Consider the following 17,348-nt stretch of genomic DNA (forward strand, 5'->3'; position numbering starts at 1 on the left):
TAACGGACAAAAACTAAGAAACTTTTCGCTCCACTTCAATTACGCCAGGAACTTGTTCCATTTCTGCGCTTAAGCTATCGAGGTGATCGGTGTCTTGTACCATAAGTGATATTTGGCCCTCAAATAGTCCATCTTTCACCCCAATGTTCAGACCCGTAATATTGACTTGCAACTTCTCTGAAATCAAGCGGGTTACGTCGTTCACCAAGCCTACGCGATCGATACCTCGGATAATCAAATCAACGACAAAAGACATGGAGATTTGAGAAGTCCATTGTGCCTTAATGACGCGGTCCCCGTGGCGCGAAAGTAATTCAGGTGAGTTAGGGCAAGCGGCTCGGTGTATTTTGATCCCCTCATTGATGGTCACAAAGCCAAAAACTTCATCCCCCGAAATCGGATTGCAGCACTTCGCTAAGGTATAATCTACCTTATCCATGTCCTCTCCAATCAATAAGGTATCAGATTCCTTGCGCTCCTTGTGGTACTCTTGCATCTCCTTTCTGAAGGATTTGCTATCCACGATAGGCGCTTGGATTGATTTCTCTGCCTGCTTTCTTTCATGTAATTCACGATCCAATTTCCAGTGCTTGAGTTGATCAATGTTGATGTAGGCTTTACCAAAACGGTAGAATAAATCATTCGCATCTTTGGCATTAAAATAAGCGCGCAACTGATTCGTGATTTCTAAAGTCAAAAGAGGAAAACCTAGATGTTTCAAGCGATGTTCAATTAAATCGCGACCCTTAATCAGGTGTGATTTATTCTCCTCCTTGATGAAGTCCTTGATCCGCGCTTTTGCCTTCGTTGTAAACACGATGCGCAACCAGTCTTCTGACGGTTTTTGCTTAGAGGATGTTAATATCTCGATTTGATCTCCGTTCGCTAATTTGTGTGATAAGGGAACGAGTTTACCTCCTACTTTGGCACCTATGCAACGGGCGCCCACTTCTGAGTGAATCTCAAAAGCAAAGTCCAAAGCAGTAGCACCGGATTGCAAGACAATCAATTTCCCTTTCGGACTAAAGACAAAAACCTCCTCATGGTAAAGCGAGTTCTTGATGTCCTCCACTAATTCCACGGCCGACTGGCTTTTGTCATTCGCCTCGATGGCTTCCCGAACTTGAGACAGCCATGACTCAAACGCCTCGCTCGTCCGCGTGTCTGTGCCTTTGTACTTAAAGTGTGCTGCCACCCCTTTCTCCGCAATTTCGTCCATTCGCTTAGAACGAATCTGGACCTCTACCCAGCGACCTTCTTTGTCTTGCCCAAAAGGCATACTCATCACCGTGGTGTGCAATGACTCGTAACCATTCGATTTAGGAGTGGAAACCCAATCCTTCAAACGACTCGGATTAGGTCGATAATGATCCGTGACTACGGAATATACTTCCCAGCAATCCGATTTTTCGCGCTCCACGGGCACGTCTAACACGACACGTACCGCAAAAAGATCGTATATTTTCTCAAAAGGCGTATTGCCTTTTTTAATTTTATTGTAAATAGAAAAGATGGATTTGGGGCGACCTTTGATGGTATAATTCAAACCTCGATCGTCCAACGTCTTCTTAATAGGCTTGATAAAATTTTCCACAAAGCTTTCTCTGCTTCGCTTATTTTCCATCAAATTATGAGCGATTTCCTTATAAGCTTCCGGCTCGGTATGCTTTAATCCTAAATCCTCTAACTCAGATTTAAACGCATTCAAACCCAAGCGGTGAGCCAATGGTGCATACAAATAGATGGTTTCAGAGGCAATTTTCAACTGCTTTTCCTTCGCCATACTCGTCAGTGTCCGCATGTTGTGCAGACGATCCGCGAGCTTAATTAAGATCACGCGAATATCATCCGAAAGCGTCAATAACATCTTCCGAAAATTCTCCGCCTGTTGCGATGTTCCATATTCAAACGTACCGGCAATTTTCGTTAGTCCATCGATAATGGAGGCAATCTTAGGATTGAATTGTTTTTCAATTTCTGCCAAAGTCGTATCCGTATCCTCCACCACATCATGCAACAAAGCCGCAATAATCGACGTAGTTCCTAAACCGATTTCCTCCACACAAATTTGGGCAACGGCTAAAGGATGGTAAATATATGGCTCGCCGGATTTGCGACGCATATCTTTGTGCGCCTCCGAAGAAATCAAGAAGGCTTTTTTGATTTGCTTCGCATCATCGTCTTTTAAAAAAGGCTTAGCCGTCCGCAGTAACTTGCGGTAGCGCTTCAAAATCTCTAAACGTTCCTTTTCTAAATCTATCTGCATCTTAATCTTTCTGAATAAGGGCCACAGCCATCGCAGAAACACCTTCTGCTCTACCCACAAAACCCAAGCCTTCTGAGGTGGTTGCTTTAACCGAAATTTGGTCTACTTCCACACCCATCACCAGGGCTAAATTATCTTTAATAGCAGGGATAATCGGATTCAACTTGGGTTGATCTAAGATCACGGTTACGTCCGCATTCGACAATTCCCAACCAGCTTCGCGAATCATCTCCATCACTTTCTTTAACAAAAGCGTGGAAGCAACTCCCTTCCACATCGGATCTTTATCTGAAAAATGATACCCAATATTGCGCATATTCGCGGCCCCTAGAAGAGCATCGCATAATACGTGGCAAACTAGGTCGGCATCGGAATGACCCAAAGGCCCCTTCTCTGAAGGAATTTCCACACCACCCAAGATACAAGGACGTCCTTCTACCCAGCGATGCACATCGTACCCTTGTCCTACGCGAATTTTCATTTGGCTATTTTTTTATACTTTAAGGTATTCGATTTCCCTTGAATAAACAAGCGCTGAGCCCATTTTTCCAAATCTTGCGTCTGCACTTCCGCGATCTTATCCGCTTCCGTGTTGACTAAATTCGCATCGCCCGCATTCGCGGCCATGGCTAAATTCATTGCCCGATTCAGCACTTCCACTTCCCCAAAAACCAAACTCGCCTCCGATTGGTTCTTAACCATCTGCAAGTCTTTCTCGGCAATTTTCGAAGTCGCAAAATTCTGTATCGCCTTCTCTAATGCTTCTTCAGCCTCCTCGATCGTCACATCATCACTCACCTGACCTTGAATAATCAATAGGCCCGGATCGATGGAACTCGTTTGATAAGTCCCAATCGTGTCGAAAATACGCTGCTTTTGAACTAAATGCTCGTATAAATAAGAAGACTCTCCTCTACCTAATAAATCCGCCATCAAATCAATCGCGTGGTAACCCGGTTCATAGCGACCGATCACGGGATAGGCTTTATACAGGCGATTCGCCGGTACGTCAGCGACAATTTCCATTGCCCGGTTTTCTATTTGCACCGGTTCTTGCGGCAGATTGCGCTGTGGCTTCACGCCACCTGGAATGGGTGCGAACCATTTTTCGGCTAAAGCTTTTACCTCGGACACTTTTACCTTACCAGCAACGACTAGTGTGGCATTAGAGGGTACGTAGTGCTTTTGGAAAAAAGCTTTCACATCACTCATCTGGGCCTCCTCAATGTGCTGAATACCAGCACCAATCGTAGGCCAGCGGTACGGATGATTGTTGTAAATCAAAGGTCTAAACTTCAGCCACACATCGCCGTAGGGCTGATTCAAATAACGTTGCTTGAATTCCTCTATCACGACTTTGCGCTGTGTTTCGAGGCTTTGCGTGTTAAAAGCTAATTGCTTCATCCGGTCCGATTCAAGCCAGAAGGCCGTTTCGATGTTTTGAGCTGGAACCGAAATATAGTAATTCGTTAAATCTGGGGTGGTAAAGGCATTGTTCTCGCCGCCTACTTTTTGCAAGGGCGTATCGAAGGACGGAATGTTTTCAGATCCACCGAACATCAAATGCTCGAACAAATGCGCAAAACCCGTCAGGTTTTCGTCTTCATCCCGGGAACCTACATTGTAGATCACATCTACCACCGCCATCGTCGTGTCCCGGTCTTCGTGCACAATGACTTTAAGGCCGTTAGCGAGGGTAAATTCTTCGAATGAAATCATGTCTTAGGGTTTATAAACAAAAGTAAAAAAATCGACCCAAAAACCACAGAGCTTAACTAAATTTGCAGGCTAAACATTTCACATGATTCGGGTTGCACTCTTACTTTTCCTTTTTCTTTCGATGAGATTGCAGGCCCAAATCCTCCAAGACCCTCTCGCGAAATCCCAAATCACCCAAGGTTTGACGAACTTATACCAATACGAATTCAAAGAATCCGCACTCATTTTTAATAACCTAAAAACCAAATACCCACGACACCCAGCGGCCTATTTATTGCTTGCGATGCAATGGGAGCAACAATACTTTCCGTTGAAGGATCATCCTGCACAGAGTCGTACTTACTTAGCCCATCTCGAAAAGGCCTATGAGTTAGCTCAAGAATTATACGAAAAAGATGAGAATGACTTAGAGGCATCGTTTTTCTGTACGGCCTCATTGGGATTTTTAGCAGCCTACGAAGCAGATGAGCAAAACTTTATGAAAGTAGTTAACTATGCGAAGAAGGCCTATAGCTTCCTGAAAATTGGCCTAAAGAATTCCGACAAACAGCCCGAATTTCTATATTCTACGGGAATGTATAATTATTACAGCGTTGCTTATCCAGAATTACATCCCGTCTTAAAACCCTTTATGTTTTTATTCCAGGATGGAAATAAACGACTTGGTCTTGCTCAGTTAGAAGCAGGAATTAAACGGACCATTTTCGTGAAAAACGAATGCTTATTTTATATGGGTTATGTACAAAATAAATACGAAGGAAATCCTTTACGGGCTTTGGTCTATAATCAAATCCTAAGTGATAACTTTCCCAAGAACCACTGGTATTTATTGCAAAGAGCTGAATTACTTACGTTGACTGGAAAATTTCAAGAAGCAGAATCTTACCTTGAAAGAATGGAAGCTTTGAAAAATCCCTATTACACGGGTGCTGCCTATGCCCTGCGCGGAATGCGGGAGGAAGTGGAACGAAAAGATTTAAAAAAGGCCGAGTTTTGGTATACAAAATCCATCGCCTTCCCTTTCGAAGAACGGCTCACAAAAGATATTCGTGGCCTGGCATATTTAGGTTTGGCCCGCATTTCATACCGCGAAAGAAAGCTTACTTTATTTAGAAAATACCTTCGCACATCAGCGGATTTTATTGAGTATAAAAACTCCCTAATCGAATATAAACGACTATCACATGGAAAGTAGAGAGGCCGGAATTGAACGTCTATACCCTAAAATCACGGGCCGAATGTCCGCACGTTATTACTATCTAATCCAGTTGCGCAAGCAATTAGAACGCGTCATTGCTTTGTATGTTCGCAATTCACCGCATCAATTACTGGCCGATTATGGTTGTGGAAACAAGCCCTATGAGCCACTTTTCACTCCATTTGTAGAACAATACATAGGTCTGGATTTAGCGTACAATACCAAAGCAGACGTAGTGGTAGACCCCGCCGGAATCATCGATATGCCAGAGGAAAGCGTAGGTTTCGTCTTATCTACGCAAGTATTGGAACACGTGGAAGACCCGAAAGCCTATTTGAAAGAAGCTCATCGCATTTTAGAAAAAGAGGGCAAATTGATCTTATCGACTCACGGGTATTGGATGTTCCACCCGGATCCGACGGATTTTTGGCGTTGGACTTCGACGGGCCTTCAGAAAATAGTACGCGAAGCGGGATTTGAGGTAGTTTATTTCGAGGGAATTCTAGGCCGCTCCGCGATGGGATTGCAATTATTCCAAGATGGTCTTTTGTTCAAATTGCCTAAGCCGTTGCGATTCTTGTTGTCCCTAGTACTGCAGCCACTGATCATCTTTTTCGATAAGATCATCACGGCTAAATCCCGCAACGAGGATGCCTGCACGTTTGTGCTCGTGGCTAAGAAAGTCTAGCTTTTTCGTAAGCGATGGTGGCTTCGAGGGCAGTTTCGAAAGAAGTAATGTTCCAGTTCATTTTCGCCGCTAATTTCGACGTATCTAAGCAGATTCTCTGCACATCCGTCAACTTTGCGTCTTTGTATTCGACTTGAAATGCGGGTAGTTTCACTTGAATGCGATTTATTATCTCGTTCAAGCTGAGCGATTCGCCTGAGCCCACATTGATCGTTTCATTTTTGACACCAGCCTTGATCAAACCATCGATGGCTTGACCGATGTCAGCGGCGTAGATATAATCTTTGGCCTGCGACCCATCTCCCCAAACCGCCATCACCTCTCCTTTCAGCGCCTTGCGAACGGCAATATTTATTACTCCCTGTTTAGGCGAGCGATGAAACTCCCCGAATGGATTCGACAAGCGCAAAATCAAGTAATCAATCTGGTATAATTTCGCATACAATTCGATGTAATGCTCCACAGCTAGCTTGATAATTCCGTAAGATGAAATAGGCTTGCAAGGATAATCTTCCTTCACTTTTTCTTCCGTTACATTCCCATAAACTGCCCCACCGGTGGATAGATAAAGTAATTTAGACACCTGGTGTTTCTTCATCATCTCCATCAAACCGATGGTAGGCAACAAGTTAGATTCGATGTCTTGGCGAATATTTTCAGATGAAATGGCAGGTATAATGGAAGAGGCAAAATGAAATACACGATCAAAATGATGGGCACTAAATAAGTCGTCCAAAGCTGTCGCATCCGCATAATCCCCCACCACAAACGTCACAAATGACGGAAATATAACGCCCTCGGGTTTTTCGTGCGCGAAAACTACGACCTCGTTATCTGCACCGTGTTGCTGCAAATAAGCCAGCCAATTCAAGCCCAAAAAACCACTTCCCCCTACGACTAAATTTTTCTCCATGACGCGTATTTGCTGTAAAAATAGCCGAAAAATTTAGCTAATTTCGGTTTTGCATTAAAAATCAGCCCTGAATGCGTTTAATCATTGCCCGCTCTAATTTCTTTTCGTACTCCGAGACCTTTATCGAAGAGCAGATCAATCAATTAGAACCCATTCACGTCTTGTACGAGGGCTGGCAACCGAGCAGATTAAAGGCGGGTGGATCCCTCTTTTCGTTTCCCTTTTCTATTCTAGCGATGAGAGGTGTATTGCGCCGCATCATTCCTGGCCTTTATCAAAAGATTTATACCCATTACCTTAGACGCTTTTTGCGCGTCCATAAAGTAGACGCCTTCTTAGCGAATTACGGTCCTTTAGGCACGAATATCTACGAGGCTTGTCTAGCAGAAGGTATTCCTTATTCGGTTGTCTTTTTAGGATTCGATGCAGCAGAGAAAAAGACTTTAGCGACTTATGGTGCGCGTTACGCCCTCAGTTTACCTAAGGCAAAAGCTATTATCTGTGTGGCTGAATCCATGCGAGCGAACTTGGAAGAAATCGCCGGTCCATTACCCAATTTACATGTCATTCCTTGCGGCGTCGATACGTCTAGGTTTATCCCTGGTACTCCGAAAGATGGATTCAACGTTATTTCTGTGGCAAGATTTGCAGAGAAAAAAGGATCTTTGAAAAGCATCCAAGCCTTTGAAATGTTGTTGCGTGATTTCCCCCAAGCCCAATTACGGATGGTGGGCGATGGACCTTTGTGGGAAGAAGCGAAAGCGTATGTTTCCGCGCATGGACTCTCTGGTAATATCCATTTCCTAGGAGCCATGGGACAATCCGACTATTTGCCCTTGTTGCAGGAATCAAACGTATTCATTCAACATTCAGTCTTAACACCAAGTGGAGATTCTGAGGGAACTCCTGTGGCTATTTTAGAGGCATCCGCTTGTGGATTAGCCATTTGTTCCACGAGACACGCCGGTATTCCGGATGCGGTCATCGAGGGGAAAACGGGGCTTTTGGTGGATGAACATGATGTGGAGGGAATGGCTGCTGCACTGAAATCCTTAGCCTCAGATTCCGCGGCTACGCGTGCCTTGGGTGTCGCAGCTCGCAAACACATGGAGGAGCAATATGATGTGGTAAAGCTCTCGGCGAAAATCAAAGGTCTTCTCGTATAAAGAATGCCCCGCAAAATCGTATTTTTGTAAATTACATTCAAAACAAGGCATGGGGATCGTCATTCGACAAAGTTTAAAGGGTTCAATCGTTACCTATTTGGGTACAGCGATTGGGACTTTTAACGTAATCTTCCTCTACAATAAATTTCTTTCGCAGGAACAGGTGGGCTTAATTGCCGGAGCCTTAGTCAGCATTCCCCTTATTTTTGCTTCGTTTACCCAACTAGGAATTCCGCATATTGCGGTGCGCTTTTTTCCGCATTTCGATGATCCGGCGAATGGACATAAAGGGTTTTTCACCTTTCTGCTCGTCGCGCCGCTATTCGGTTTAACACTTTTTGTGTTAGGATATTTAGCCTTAAAACCATTGTTTTTCGAGGCATATGGCACGAATTCGCCGCTATTACCCCAGTATTTCTATTATATTATTCCGCTAACAGCTAGTTACCTCTATATGAGTGTGCTCGAAGCCTATGCCCGAGTGCATCTGCGCATTGTGGTGCCGGCAATTATCCGGGAATTGTATCTACGGATTTCTAATGGAGTTTTAGTCATTGCTTTTGCTCTCGGCTATTTGACATTCAACCAATTGATTTTAGCGATAACCCTATCCTATGTGGTGGCGGTTGCGGGTTTATTAGCCTACATTAAGCAGCTGAAACGTTTTTATACGAAGGTCGATTTTTCCTTTTTGCGCACCCCGGTTTTCAAAGAAATGCTTTCGTATGGTGGCTGGGTGATATTAGCAGGGGCGAGTTTTACCCTCATTCAGCACATCGAAAAGATCATGTTGCCGGCCTATATGGGCGGATTGAGCACGACGGCGATTTTTGACATTAATTCCCGAATGGCGATCATGATTTCGATTCCTCGGAATGTGATTGCAGCGATTGCTGCACCCATTTTAGCGCAAGCTTGGAGCCGTAATGACCGCGAAAATATTCAGGATATTTACCAAAAATCCTCCCTGAATCTCCTCCTCATCGGCTGCGTTTTATTCCTATTGATCTGGTGTAATTTGGACTTCATCTACACCATCATTCCACGCCACGAAATCTACGAAGCAGGCCGCTGGGTCGTGCTGATGGTGGGTTTAAGCAAGATCATCGATATGGGAACTGGCCTGAATTCAGAGGTGTTGATTAACTCCAAATATTACCGCTACGACCTCCTCTTCTACATCATTCTCGCGGTAGGTTTAGTGGTTGGTAATTTGATTCTGATTCCTATTTATTCGTATAACGGAGCTGCTTTAGCTTCCCTATTGGCTTTGGCGGGCTATAATGTATTGAAATTTGGCTTCATCTGGTGGAAACTAGACTTGCAACCGTTTGATGTTAGATCCCTCGGAATTCTGATTGTTAGTGTGTTAATCTACCTTGTTGTTTCCCAAATCCCGGTCATCGAAGGCAGCCCTTTGATTGCTTGGCTACTAAATGTGGGAATTCGAAGTGCAGCGATAGGTGGATTATTTATCCTAGCCGTCACGAAATTTAAACTTTCTCCTGACATCAGCGAGCTTGTTACTAATTGGTTTAAGAAATGAAAATAATGTCCCTGGCCGGTGGCCTGCCACACTATTATAACCTAGTCCTAAACAAATTGCAACGCGATTATGGGGTGGAGGTTTGCGTGGTGGTGCCCACAGAAAAAGGGGCTACGCTGGGCGCTGGAGTATATACGTCAGACAAAGGCATTGAATTCAAGGTCTTTCGTCGCGAGGAATACACGACCTATTATGGGAAGAAGTTTTTCCGCGGGTTGAAAGAATTGATTTTGGCAGAAAAACCAGACGTCTTAATGGTCAACTGGCCCTACCAAGCCTCTTTCGTTTTTTATCCCGGCTGGTACCGCTTCCTGCGCAAGCACAAAGTGGCGCTTATTTCCAAAGAGATTCCATTTCAAGTCCCCCATTATAACAACGCCATTTCCTATTATTTACAAGGTGGCGGGGTAACGGAAAACAACCAAGCGCACCAGTCGAATCCCTCTCTTTTGGCCCGATTAAAATTCTTCATCGTGCGCGAAACGAGAAAGCGTTTCTCTAATCTAGTAGACGCCCACATCAATTATTTAGATGAAGCAGTGGCCTTGCATGCCAGTTATGGCGTTCCGACAGAGAAAGTATTTATCACCGCAAATTCGCCGGATACGGATGCACTATTGGACACGGCTAATGAATTAAAAGACGTTGCCGCTAATCCATTCCGACTTTTGCATATTGGACGTCTAGTCAAATGGAAGCAGGTCGATTTATTAATCGAAGCGACGATTGCTTTACGTGCGAATTACCCGCAGACCGAACTCAGCATTGTGGGTGACGGGCCGGAGCTGGAAACTTTAAGAGCGCAGGCTTCAGGCTACGATTTTATAAAATTCCACGGAGGTATTTATGACCCCAAAGAACTAGGCAAAATCACCTGCGAATCCGGAATCTATGTCTTAGCCGGCATGGGTGGCTTGTCCATTAATGAAGCGATGTGTTTCTCGAAACCCGTCGTTTGTTCCGTGGCAGATGGCACCGAAAAACGATTAGTACGCGATGGATATAACGGCCATTACTTTGAATCGGGATCATTAGAAAGTTTGCAAAAAGTGATCGAGCAATTATTCGCTCATCCCGAAAACATTTCTTTAATGGGACAACGTTCGAGGGAGATTATTGAGAAAGAGATTAATATACATTCGGTGCTGGGGAATTATATGGAGGCGTTCAAGTGGACAGTGGGCAGTCGGCAGTCGCTAGTCGCTAGTCACTAGTCGCTAGTCACTAGTCGCTAGTCGCCTTCGGCTTAGTCGCGACTTGGTCGCTTAGTCCGAAGGCAGAGCAGAGATTATAGAGTATAGATAATAGAGAACAATATCTCTACTCTTTACTCTCTTATCTCTAATCTAAACTTTGTAAATTAGAATTTTAAATAGGTATAAATGAAAGTAATTCAAGTCGTAGGCGCTCGCCCCAATTTCATGAAAGTAGCACCGCTACATCGTGCGATCCAAAAGTTAACAGGCTGGACGTCGAAGATTGTTCATACAGGTCAGCATTTTGACGCGAAGATGAGTGATGTGTTTTTTACGCAACTGGAATTACCTACACCGGATTTCTTTTTAGGCATTGGGGGTGGAAGCCACACGGAAGTGACGGCGAAGATTATGGTGGCCTTCGAGAAAATCGTAGAAGCCGAAAAACCGGATTTGATTATTGTGGTGGGGGATGTTACTTCAACTTTGGCCTGTACCTTAGTTGCCATCAAGATGGGCATTAAAGTCGCTCACGTAGAGGCAGGTTTACGCAGCTTTGACCGAACGATGCCAGAGGAATTAAATCGAATCTTGACGGATAGCGTGGCGGATTATTTATTTGTGACAGAGGAAAGCGGGTTGCAACACTTGAAAAATGAAGGAGTGGCAGATGAGCGCGTTTTCTTCTCCGGCAATGTGATGATTGACTCGCTGGTGCGCTACCAAGAGAAAGCAAAAACTACTACGATTTTGGAAGACCTCGGCCTAACGACTTCGGACTCCGGACTATCGACTGCCGACTATATCGTCATGACCATGCACCGCCCAGCGAACGTGGACACGAAAAATGGTCTTGAATCCATTCTAGAATTAATTGAATTAAGCAGCACGGAGACGAAAATCATCTTTCCCATCCATCCGAGAACACGGGCACATATGGAGAAATTTGGCTTAGCGGAGCGATTAGATCAGGTGCAAAACTTGATTATGACGGAGCCTTTGGGCTATTTAGAATTCATTCAATTGATGTCGAATGCGACGGCGATCTTAACCGATTCAGGCGGTATTCAAGAGGAAACGACTTACTTAGGCGTCCCATGCTTAACTTTTCGCGATTCGACGGAACGGCCGATAACGGTTACTTTAGGAACAAACCAATTATTGTCTGATTTAGACCCGAAGAAAACCTATGCAGCCTTACAGGAGATATTGGCGGGCAAGGTGAAGAAAGGAAGTATTCCTCCGCTTTGGGATGGAAAAGCAGCCGAAAGAATAGCCGCTCAACTAGCTGAAATTTTTGCTTAATGTCTGCCAAAAAGCTACATATCGTCCTCCTTTCCTACCACGACAGCAATGGCGGGGCTGGGATTGCGGCGGGCAGATTAAAAGTGGCTTTGGAAAAAGAGGGACATCAAGTCGACTACCTTGTAAGAGAAAAAGGGAGCAAATCTAGCGCCCAAAAATTCGGTAATGGCCTGATTTCTTGGTTAAAATTCATTGCAGAACGCTTGTTCTTTTTGCGTTTCGAGAAAGACAAATCGATCAGATTCCTTTTCAATCCGGGCGTTTTTGGGAGTGATATTTCAAGACATCCGCTAATTCAACAGGCAGATATTGTTCATTTGCATTGGGTGAATTTTGGCTTTTTATCTGTGAGCGATATTGCTCAACTGACCAAGCTTAACAAACCAGTTTTCTGGACCCTGCACGATATGTGGGCCTTCACTGGAGGCTGTCACCACAGTGGGAATTGCGAGCATTTTCAACAAAGCTGTGGGGATTGTAAATTCTTGAAAAATCCGAATCCGGCTGATCTTTCGTATAGAATGTGGGAGGCGAAGAAAACTGGGTTTGCGGAGAAAAACCTACATATCATCACTTGCAGCGATTGGCTGGGAAATAGAGCGAGGCAAAGTAGCATTTTGAGAGGTCATGATATAAAAACCATCCCGAATGCGATTGATACGGAATTCTTTTCGCCTAATGCATCTAGCTTAGGATTAGATCCGAATAAGAAATTTGTCCTTTTCGTGGCGATGCGAGTGAATGCACCGGCTAAAGGATTTCATCTGTTAAAAGAAGCTCTGCAGTATTTGGATGCCACTACGACCGAGCTGCTGATCGTGGGTGGAAAGATGACGGAGGAATTACCTTTGAAAGCACATAATTTTGGGCAGGTTTCAGACCCAGCCAGAATGCGCGATATTTATGCCGCGGCGGATGTCTTTGTCACGCCCTCTTTGGAAGAAAATTTACCCAATACGATTATGGAAGCCATGGCTTGTGGCACGGCCTGCGTCGGATTCGAAGTGGGAGGAATCCCAGAAATGATAGAACACGAAGTGACTGGCTATGTGGCCCAGGCATTTGACCCGGCAGATTTGGCAAAAGGCATCAACTGGTGCCTCGAGTCTACTACGGCTGGAACAAAATCTAGGGAACGCGCGCTACAATTATACGATCAAACCATCGTTGCCCAGCAACACCTCGCCTATTATGCCCAAGCTTAGCATCATCACCATCACCTACCAGGCAGAGGCCTATATCGAACGCACACTAAAAAGTGTATTCGAACAAGGTTGTGCGGAGGAAATCGATTATATCGTGGTGGATGGGGCGTCAAAAGATCGAACATTAGCTATCATAGAAGCGAATAAAGCCCAGATTAATCAACTCATTTCTGAGAAAGACAAGGGAATTTACGATGCGATGAATAAGGGGATGCAACTCGCAAAAGGGGATTATATCCTGTTTTTGAATGCGGGTGACACTTTTGCATCGGCGACGACATTGAAAACTATTTTACAAGAACTGGGAGAAAATCCGGATGTCCTGTACGGAGAGGCAGTTTTTGTAAATAACGACGGCCAATCTTTAGGCTTGCGCAGTGAGGTGACACCACATCGTTTGCCCATTAATTTAACTTGGCGAAATTTCCGTTATGGCATGTTGGTTTGCCACCAGGCTTTCATTGCGAAGCGTAGCATGGCTCCCTTATTTAATCTGGAATATAAGCTAAGTTCTGATATCGATTGGGAGATACAGGTTTTGAAAAAAAGCCAGCACATTTTAAAATCCGTCACTCCTATTTGCACCTATTTGATGGGAGGCGCATCTGTGCAGAATTTGAAGAGATCTTGGGAGGAAAGATACCAGGTATTAAAATCACATTTTGGCTTACTACCTAATTTAATCAACCACTTGGTAATCATTACTAGAGGATTGATTTTTGCCTTGAAGAAACAGGGCAAATATTGGTAATATCACCTATATTTGTGCCTATGAGATTTCGCATAATCCTTCTTTTTCTTGCGATCAGCTATTTTAGTTTTGGCCAAAAAATTCGATTTAATTCAAGTATCGGATCATCCTATATTTCTTGGCATGAACAACAAATGACCATCGATTTAGCAGCTGAAATTTCATTCCAAAATCCAGAAAAAAATAACAAACAATTCATTGCTCTAAAAACAATGGGAAATATTGCTGGAACATCGTTAGACCGAAGTACGTATACTTTCATCGAACCTCCAATCAATAATTTCAATCAACCTATTCAATCTAACGAAGTATTGCAGGCAAAATACCGTGGAGCAGAAGCAGAAGCTGGCTTCATTTGGAATACAAACAAGAATAAAAAACAGATTCACCTATCCCCTGTTTTAAGTTTATATTCCCGATCTTTAGCTAGAAAAATTAGCTCTTTGAAGTCAGAATATATCGAAGAAGAGAAATATTCCTTGCACGGGATTAGTGCTGGGATGGGCTTCGTAAAACCAGGTAAAACAACCATCCATTTACAAGCACAAGTCTTTCAGCCTTTATATGATCAGGTAACTTTGTATGGGCGCTATATAGGCATACCATATCAATCCTTGGTTTCTAATAAATCACTGAATTTCAAGGCCAAGATTCAAATTTCAAAAGGAAATTATGGATGGACGTTAAACCTAGAATCCCTTAATTTAGCCAGTGCAGAAAATCCTAAATCAAAGTCAATCGAGGCTTCTCAAGCCATCATTCCTTCCACGCTTCTTACTTATTTCTTCTAGGATGAAGAAAATAGCCCTAATCCTCCTTTTTTGTTATCCGACTTTAGCCCAAACTGATACAACGAAAATATTAGAAGAAGTCAAAGTCTATGTTTTCGAACAAAAACGAAGCCCCTTGTTAACTCCAGATGCCTTTATACAAAGCAAAGATCTTCAGCGTCTCAGCTCAACTCATTTTGTTTCTACACTCAATTCGATGGCGGGCGTGCGAATGGAAGAAAGATCGCCGGGTAGTTATCGAATAGCTATTCGAGGTAGTTCGTTAAGGGCCCCTTTTGGGGTTAGAAACACGAAAGTATATTGGAACCAGATTCCATTTACTGACGCAGGTAACAACACCTATATTTCACTCTTAGAACCAGCTATATTTTCTTCGCTCACCGTAACAAAAGGCCCATCAGCCGGCATTTACGGCGCTGGAACAGGAGGCGCTTTATTATTTGAAAGTGCCCCACGAGGAAATTTATTGAGCGCTGAGACCGTTTACCATACCTTAGGAGGAATAAAGACGGCCGTGGATGTCTCTACTGAAAACCTGCGATTACACGCCTCCTTTAATCAGCAAGAGGGTTATCGAGCACAGTCTGCGATGAAGAAGCAATGGATTTCATATGAATTTCACCACAGTTTCGCGAAAGAGTTAAATCTAGATTTGAGCACCTATTATGTAGATTTAGCTTACCAAACCCCTGGAGGCTTAACCAAAGCTCAATTTCTGGCAAATCCTATACAGGCTAGACCGGCTGCAGGTATTTTCAAAAGTGCACAACAACAAGGAGCTACCTTTTACATCAAAAGTTTTGGAGTGAGCGCGCGTGCTGCTCAGGTGCTAAATCCGCAATGGGCCTGGGATTTCAGCCAATCGCTTCAAGTAAATAGGGTAGAAAATCCAACGATTAGGAACTATGAAATTCGCGAGGAACCCAATTATTCCACGCGTGGAGTGCTTCATCGAAAAGGGATTATCAATAGCGACCTTGGATTTGAATACCAAGCAGGTCAGATGAATAGTTCGACTTTTGGCAATCGAAATGGAGTTAAAGACACCCTGCAATTAACCCAAAATACCCATGTCCAGCAAGGAAGCCTATTCTTGCAAAATGAATATGCCGGATTAACGAATTGGCTCTTTACTTTCTCTGGTAGCTTGAGCAGCTATTGGACGGAGTATATCGGGAACGAAGCCATCTTCTCTCCTCGCCTTGCGGTCTTGCGCAAATTAGGGGCGCATCAAAGTATTGTCGCCAAAGTCGCCCATGGGTATTCGCCTCCCAGCATTTCAGAAATGCGCCCATCCACAGGCGTGATAAACACCGCATTAAAGGCTGAAAAAGGCTGGAACCACGAAATAACTTACCGAGGCAAATACGATAAATTCACGTGGGATGTAAGTGTATATCAATTTAATCTGGACGAAACCATCGTGATAAGAAGAGCAGCCGATGGATCAGACTATTTTACGAACGCTGGTTCTACGACCCAGCAAGGTTTGGAACTTAGCAGCACCTGGATGATTCATCCGACATTGACTTTAGAACAATCCCATACTTGGCAAAATTTTCGATTTGCGAATGGCAATTTCTTAACAGGAACAACTCCTTATCAACAAGCAACGACACTTCTTTGGCGACATCCCTCTGGTTTGAGTCTGATGCAGAATTTTCAATTTGTGGATTACCAATACCTGAATGATGCAAATACGGAGCAAATGGGTTCGTATCGGCTTTGGAATACAAAAATAAGTTATGCTAGAAAACGTTGGACTTTATGGGCAACTGCTGATAATCTTGGAGATGAGCGCTACTCATCAGGTCCGGATTTAAATGCCACAGGTGGACGCTTTTACAATCCATCTCCCGGCCGAAACTTTCATATTGGACTACAACTTAACCTAGCCTACTAGCGTTTAACCGCTCCATCAATTCTCCGATGTGAGAATCGCTAACCGCTATTTCGTAATTCCCAATTTTAATTCGCTGTTGCTTTATGGTTTCGATCTTCTGTAGATTCACAATGAACGATTTGTGAATGCGCATAAAACCATGAGGCATTATTTTTGCCTCGACACTTTTCATTGTCTGCTTCGTCAAAATGGGATAGCGCTCTCCCTCCACAAAAATCTTCACATAATCTTTCAATCCTTCCACGTGGGTCACAGTAGGTACTGAAATTCGAACAAGCGAATACTCCACATTCACAAAAAAGAAATCTTCTAAAGGATCTTTCCCTACCACATTTTTACCTACAAAAATATGATATGCCTTGTTTGCACTTAGCGCGAAACGATCAAGACTTACCGGTTTCATTAGATAATCAACCGCATCTAGATTATAACTTTCTACTGCATAATTCGCATAAGCAGTTACAAAAATGACGAGCGGTTTGACGGCCAAAGAAGACAAGAACGACGTCCCTAATAAGCCTGGCATTTGGATATCTAAGAACAATAAATCGACCTGTTCTTTTTGGAGCACTTCCATCGCCTCGAACGCATTAGAACAAGAACCAACTAAATTCAAAAAGGGAATTTGCTTCACATTTTCTTCTAGTAATTTACGGCCCATCACTTCGTCGTCCACGACAATGCAATTCATTTTTACCATC

General features: G+C 43.7%; 15 protein-coding genes. 10 read left to right on the forward strand and 5 right to left on the reverse strand.

Annotated features, from left to right (window positions below; all coding sequences use genetic code 11):
- Positions 1-13 precede the first annotated feature (13 nt).
- The 3 genes from ACRZ9O_RS06325 to ACRZ9O_RS06335 are packed head-to-tail and all read right to left on the reverse strand — an operon-like array spanning position 14 to position 3,985.
- Positions 14-2,266, reverse strand: coding sequence for a RelA/SpoT family protein (locus ACRZ9O_RS06325; protein ID WP_459457450.1), 2,253 nt, complete (start codon positions 2,264-2,266; stop codon positions 14-16).
- A 1-nt stretch (position 2,267) separates the two neighbouring features.
- Positions 2,268-2,747, reverse strand: coding sequence for a 2-C-methyl-D-erythritol 2,4-cyclodiphosphate synthase (gene ispF, locus ACRZ9O_RS06330; RefSeq protein ID WP_459457452.1), 480 nt, complete (start codon positions 2,745-2,747; stop codon positions 2,268-2,270).
- Positions 2,744-3,985: a M16 family metallopeptidase gene (locus ACRZ9O_RS06335; protein WP_459457454.1), complete on the reverse strand. Its 1,242-nt coding sequence runs from the start codon at positions 3,983-3,985 to the stop codon at positions 2,744-2,746. Before ACRZ9O_RS06335 ends, ispF begins: the two co-directional genes overlap by 4 nt.
- A gap of 82 nt (positions 3,986-4,067) precedes the next feature.
- Between ACRZ9O_RS06335 and ACRZ9O_RS06340 the strand changes: the two genes are divergently transcribed.
- Both ACRZ9O_RS06340 and ACRZ9O_RS06345 read left to right on the forward strand, forming a co-directional pair.
- Complete coding sequence (locus tag ACRZ9O_RS06340) at positions 4,068-5,180, forward strand: hypothetical protein (RefSeq protein WP_459457456.1); 1,113 nt, start codon at positions 4,068-4,070, stop codon at positions 5,178-5,180.
- On the forward strand, positions 5,170-5,871 hold the full coding sequence (locus tag ACRZ9O_RS06345; protein WP_269001521.1) for a class I SAM-dependent methyltransferase: 702 nt from the start codon (positions 5,170-5,172) through the stop codon (positions 5,869-5,871). The genes ACRZ9O_RS06340 and ACRZ9O_RS06345 overlap by 11 nt, the downstream gene beginning before the upstream one ends.
- Here the strand turns inward: ACRZ9O_RS06345 and ACRZ9O_RS06350 are convergent.
- On the reverse strand, positions 5,858-6,784 hold the full coding sequence (locus ACRZ9O_RS06350; RefSeq protein ID WP_459457458.1) for an NAD-dependent epimerase/dehydratase family protein: 927 nt from the start codon (positions 6,782-6,784) through the stop codon (positions 5,858-5,860). The genes ACRZ9O_RS06345 and ACRZ9O_RS06350 overlap by 14 nt on opposite strands.
- A 71-nt stretch (positions 6,785-6,855) precedes the next feature.
- Here ACRZ9O_RS06350 and ACRZ9O_RS06355 point away from each other — a divergent pair, with 71 nt between their 5' ends.
- From ACRZ9O_RS06355 to ACRZ9O_RS06390, 8 genes are all read left to right on the forward strand, one after another.
- Entirely contained in the window at positions 6,856-7,950 is a 1,095-nt protein-coding gene (locus ACRZ9O_RS06355) for a glycosyltransferase (RefSeq protein WP_459457460.1), read from the forward strand.
- A gap of 49 nt (positions 7,951-7,999) precedes the next feature.
- Positions 8,000-9,496 carry a lipopolysaccharide biosynthesis protein gene (locus ACRZ9O_RS06360; RefSeq protein WP_459457462.1) on the forward strand — a complete coding sequence of 499 codons (1,497 nt, stop codon included), beginning with the start codon at positions 8,000-8,002 and terminating at the stop codon, positions 9,494-9,496.
- Positions 9,493-10,710 (forward strand): glycosyltransferase family 4 protein, encoded by a 1,218-nt coding sequence (locus ACRZ9O_RS06365; RefSeq protein WP_459457464.1) that lies wholly within the window; start codon positions 9,493-9,495, stop codon positions 10,708-10,710. Before ACRZ9O_RS06360 ends, ACRZ9O_RS06365 begins: the two co-directional genes overlap by 4 nt.
- Before the next feature lie 168 nt (positions 10,711-10,878).
- Positions 10,879-11,997 (forward strand): non-hydrolyzing UDP-N-acetylglucosamine 2-epimerase, encoded by a 1,119-nt coding sequence (wecB, locus tag ACRZ9O_RS06370; protein WP_459457466.1) that lies wholly within the window; start codon positions 10,879-10,881, stop codon positions 11,995-11,997.
- Positions 11,997-13,202 (forward strand): glycosyltransferase, encoded by a 1,206-nt coding sequence (locus ACRZ9O_RS06375; protein WP_459457468.1) that lies wholly within the window; start codon positions 11,997-11,999, stop codon positions 13,200-13,202. The genes wecB and ACRZ9O_RS06375 overlap by 1 nt, the downstream gene beginning before the upstream one ends.
- The gene (locus ACRZ9O_RS06380; protein ID WP_459457470.1) at positions 13,189-13,953 is read left to right on the forward strand and encodes a glycosyltransferase family 2 protein; all 765 of its coding nucleotides are present in this window, start codon (positions 13,189-13,191) and stop codon (positions 13,951-13,953) included. Before ACRZ9O_RS06375 ends, ACRZ9O_RS06380 begins: the two co-directional genes overlap by 14 nt.
- Positions 13,954-13,973: 20 nt before the next feature.
- Positions 13,974-14,744 (forward strand): hypothetical protein, encoded by a 771-nt coding sequence (locus ACRZ9O_RS06385; RefSeq protein WP_459457472.1) that lies wholly within the window; start codon positions 13,974-13,976, stop codon positions 14,742-14,744.
- Between the two features lies 1 nt (position 14,745).
- Positions 14,746-16,647 carry a TonB-dependent receptor gene (locus tag ACRZ9O_RS06390; protein ID WP_459457474.1) on the forward strand — a complete coding sequence of 634 codons (1,902 nt, stop codon included), beginning with the start codon at positions 14,746-14,748 and terminating at the stop codon, positions 16,645-16,647.
- On the opposite strand, the gene ACRZ9O_RS06395 is transcribed toward ACRZ9O_RS06390, so the two are convergent.
- Positions 16,631-17,338: a LytR/AlgR family response regulator transcription factor gene (locus ACRZ9O_RS06395; RefSeq protein ID WP_459457476.1), complete on the reverse strand. Its 708-nt coding sequence runs from the start codon at positions 17,336-17,338 to the stop codon at positions 16,631-16,633. The genes ACRZ9O_RS06390 and ACRZ9O_RS06395 overlap by 17 nt on opposite strands.
- Positions 17,339-17,348 lie beyond the last annotated feature (10 nt).

The organism is Aquirufa sp. HETE-40SA (assembly GCF_054558635.1).

Coding starts and splice junctions, on each gene's coding strand:
- ACRZ9O_RS06365 (WP_459457464.1), top strand. CDS start 9,493: ATGAAAATAATGTCCCTGGCCGGTGGCCTGCCACACTATTATAACCTA.
- wecB (WP_459457466.1), top strand. CDS start 10,879: ATGAAAGTAATTCAAGTCGTAGGCGCTCGCCCCAATTTCATGAAAGTA.
- ACRZ9O_RS06350 (WP_459457458.1), bottom strand. CDS start 6,784: ATGGAGAAAAATTTAGTCGTAGGGGGAAGTGGTTTTTTGGGCTTGAAT.
- ACRZ9O_RS06325 (WP_459457450.1), bottom strand. CDS start 2,266: ATGCAGATAGATTTAGAAAAGGAACGTTTAGAGATTTTGAAGCGCTAC.
- ACRZ9O_RS06360 (WP_459457462.1), top strand. CDS start 8,000: ATGGGGATCGTCATTCGACAAAGTTTAAAGGGTTCAATCGTTACCTAT.
- ACRZ9O_RS06355 (WP_459457460.1), top strand. CDS start 6,856: ATGCGTTTAATCATTGCCCGCTCTAATTTCTTTTCGTACTCCGAGACC.
- ispF (WP_459457452.1), bottom strand. CDS start 2,747: ATGAAAATTCGCGTAGGACAAGGGTACGATGTGCATCGCTGGGTAGAA.
- ACRZ9O_RS06335 (WP_459457454.1), bottom strand. CDS start 3,985: ATGATTTCATTCGAAGAATTTACCCTCGCTAACGGCCTTAAAGTCATT.
- ACRZ9O_RS06385 (WP_459457472.1), top strand. CDS start 13,974: ATGAGATTTCGCATAATCCTTCTTTTTCTTGCGATCAGCTATTTTAGT.
- ACRZ9O_RS06340 (WP_459457456.1), top strand. CDS start 4,068: ATGATTCGGGTTGCACTCTTACTTTTCCTTTTTCTTTCGATGAGATTG.
- ACRZ9O_RS06345 (WP_269001521.1), top strand. CDS start 5,170: ATGGAAAGTAGAGAGGCCGGAATTGAACGTCTATACCCTAAAATCACG.
- ACRZ9O_RS06395 (WP_459457476.1), bottom strand. CDS start 17,338: ATGAATTGCATTGTCGTGGACGACGAAGTGATGGGCCGTAAATTACTA.
- ACRZ9O_RS06390 (WP_459457474.1), top strand. CDS start 14,746: ATGAAGAAAATAGCCCTAATCCTCCTTTTTTGTTATCCGACTTTAGCC.
- ACRZ9O_RS06375 (WP_459457468.1), top strand. CDS start 11,997: ATGTCTGCCAAAAAGCTACATATCGTCCTCCTTTCCTACCACGACAGC.
- ACRZ9O_RS06380 (WP_459457470.1), top strand. CDS start 13,189: ATGCCCAAGCTTAGCATCATCACCATCACCTACCAGGCAGAGGCCTAT.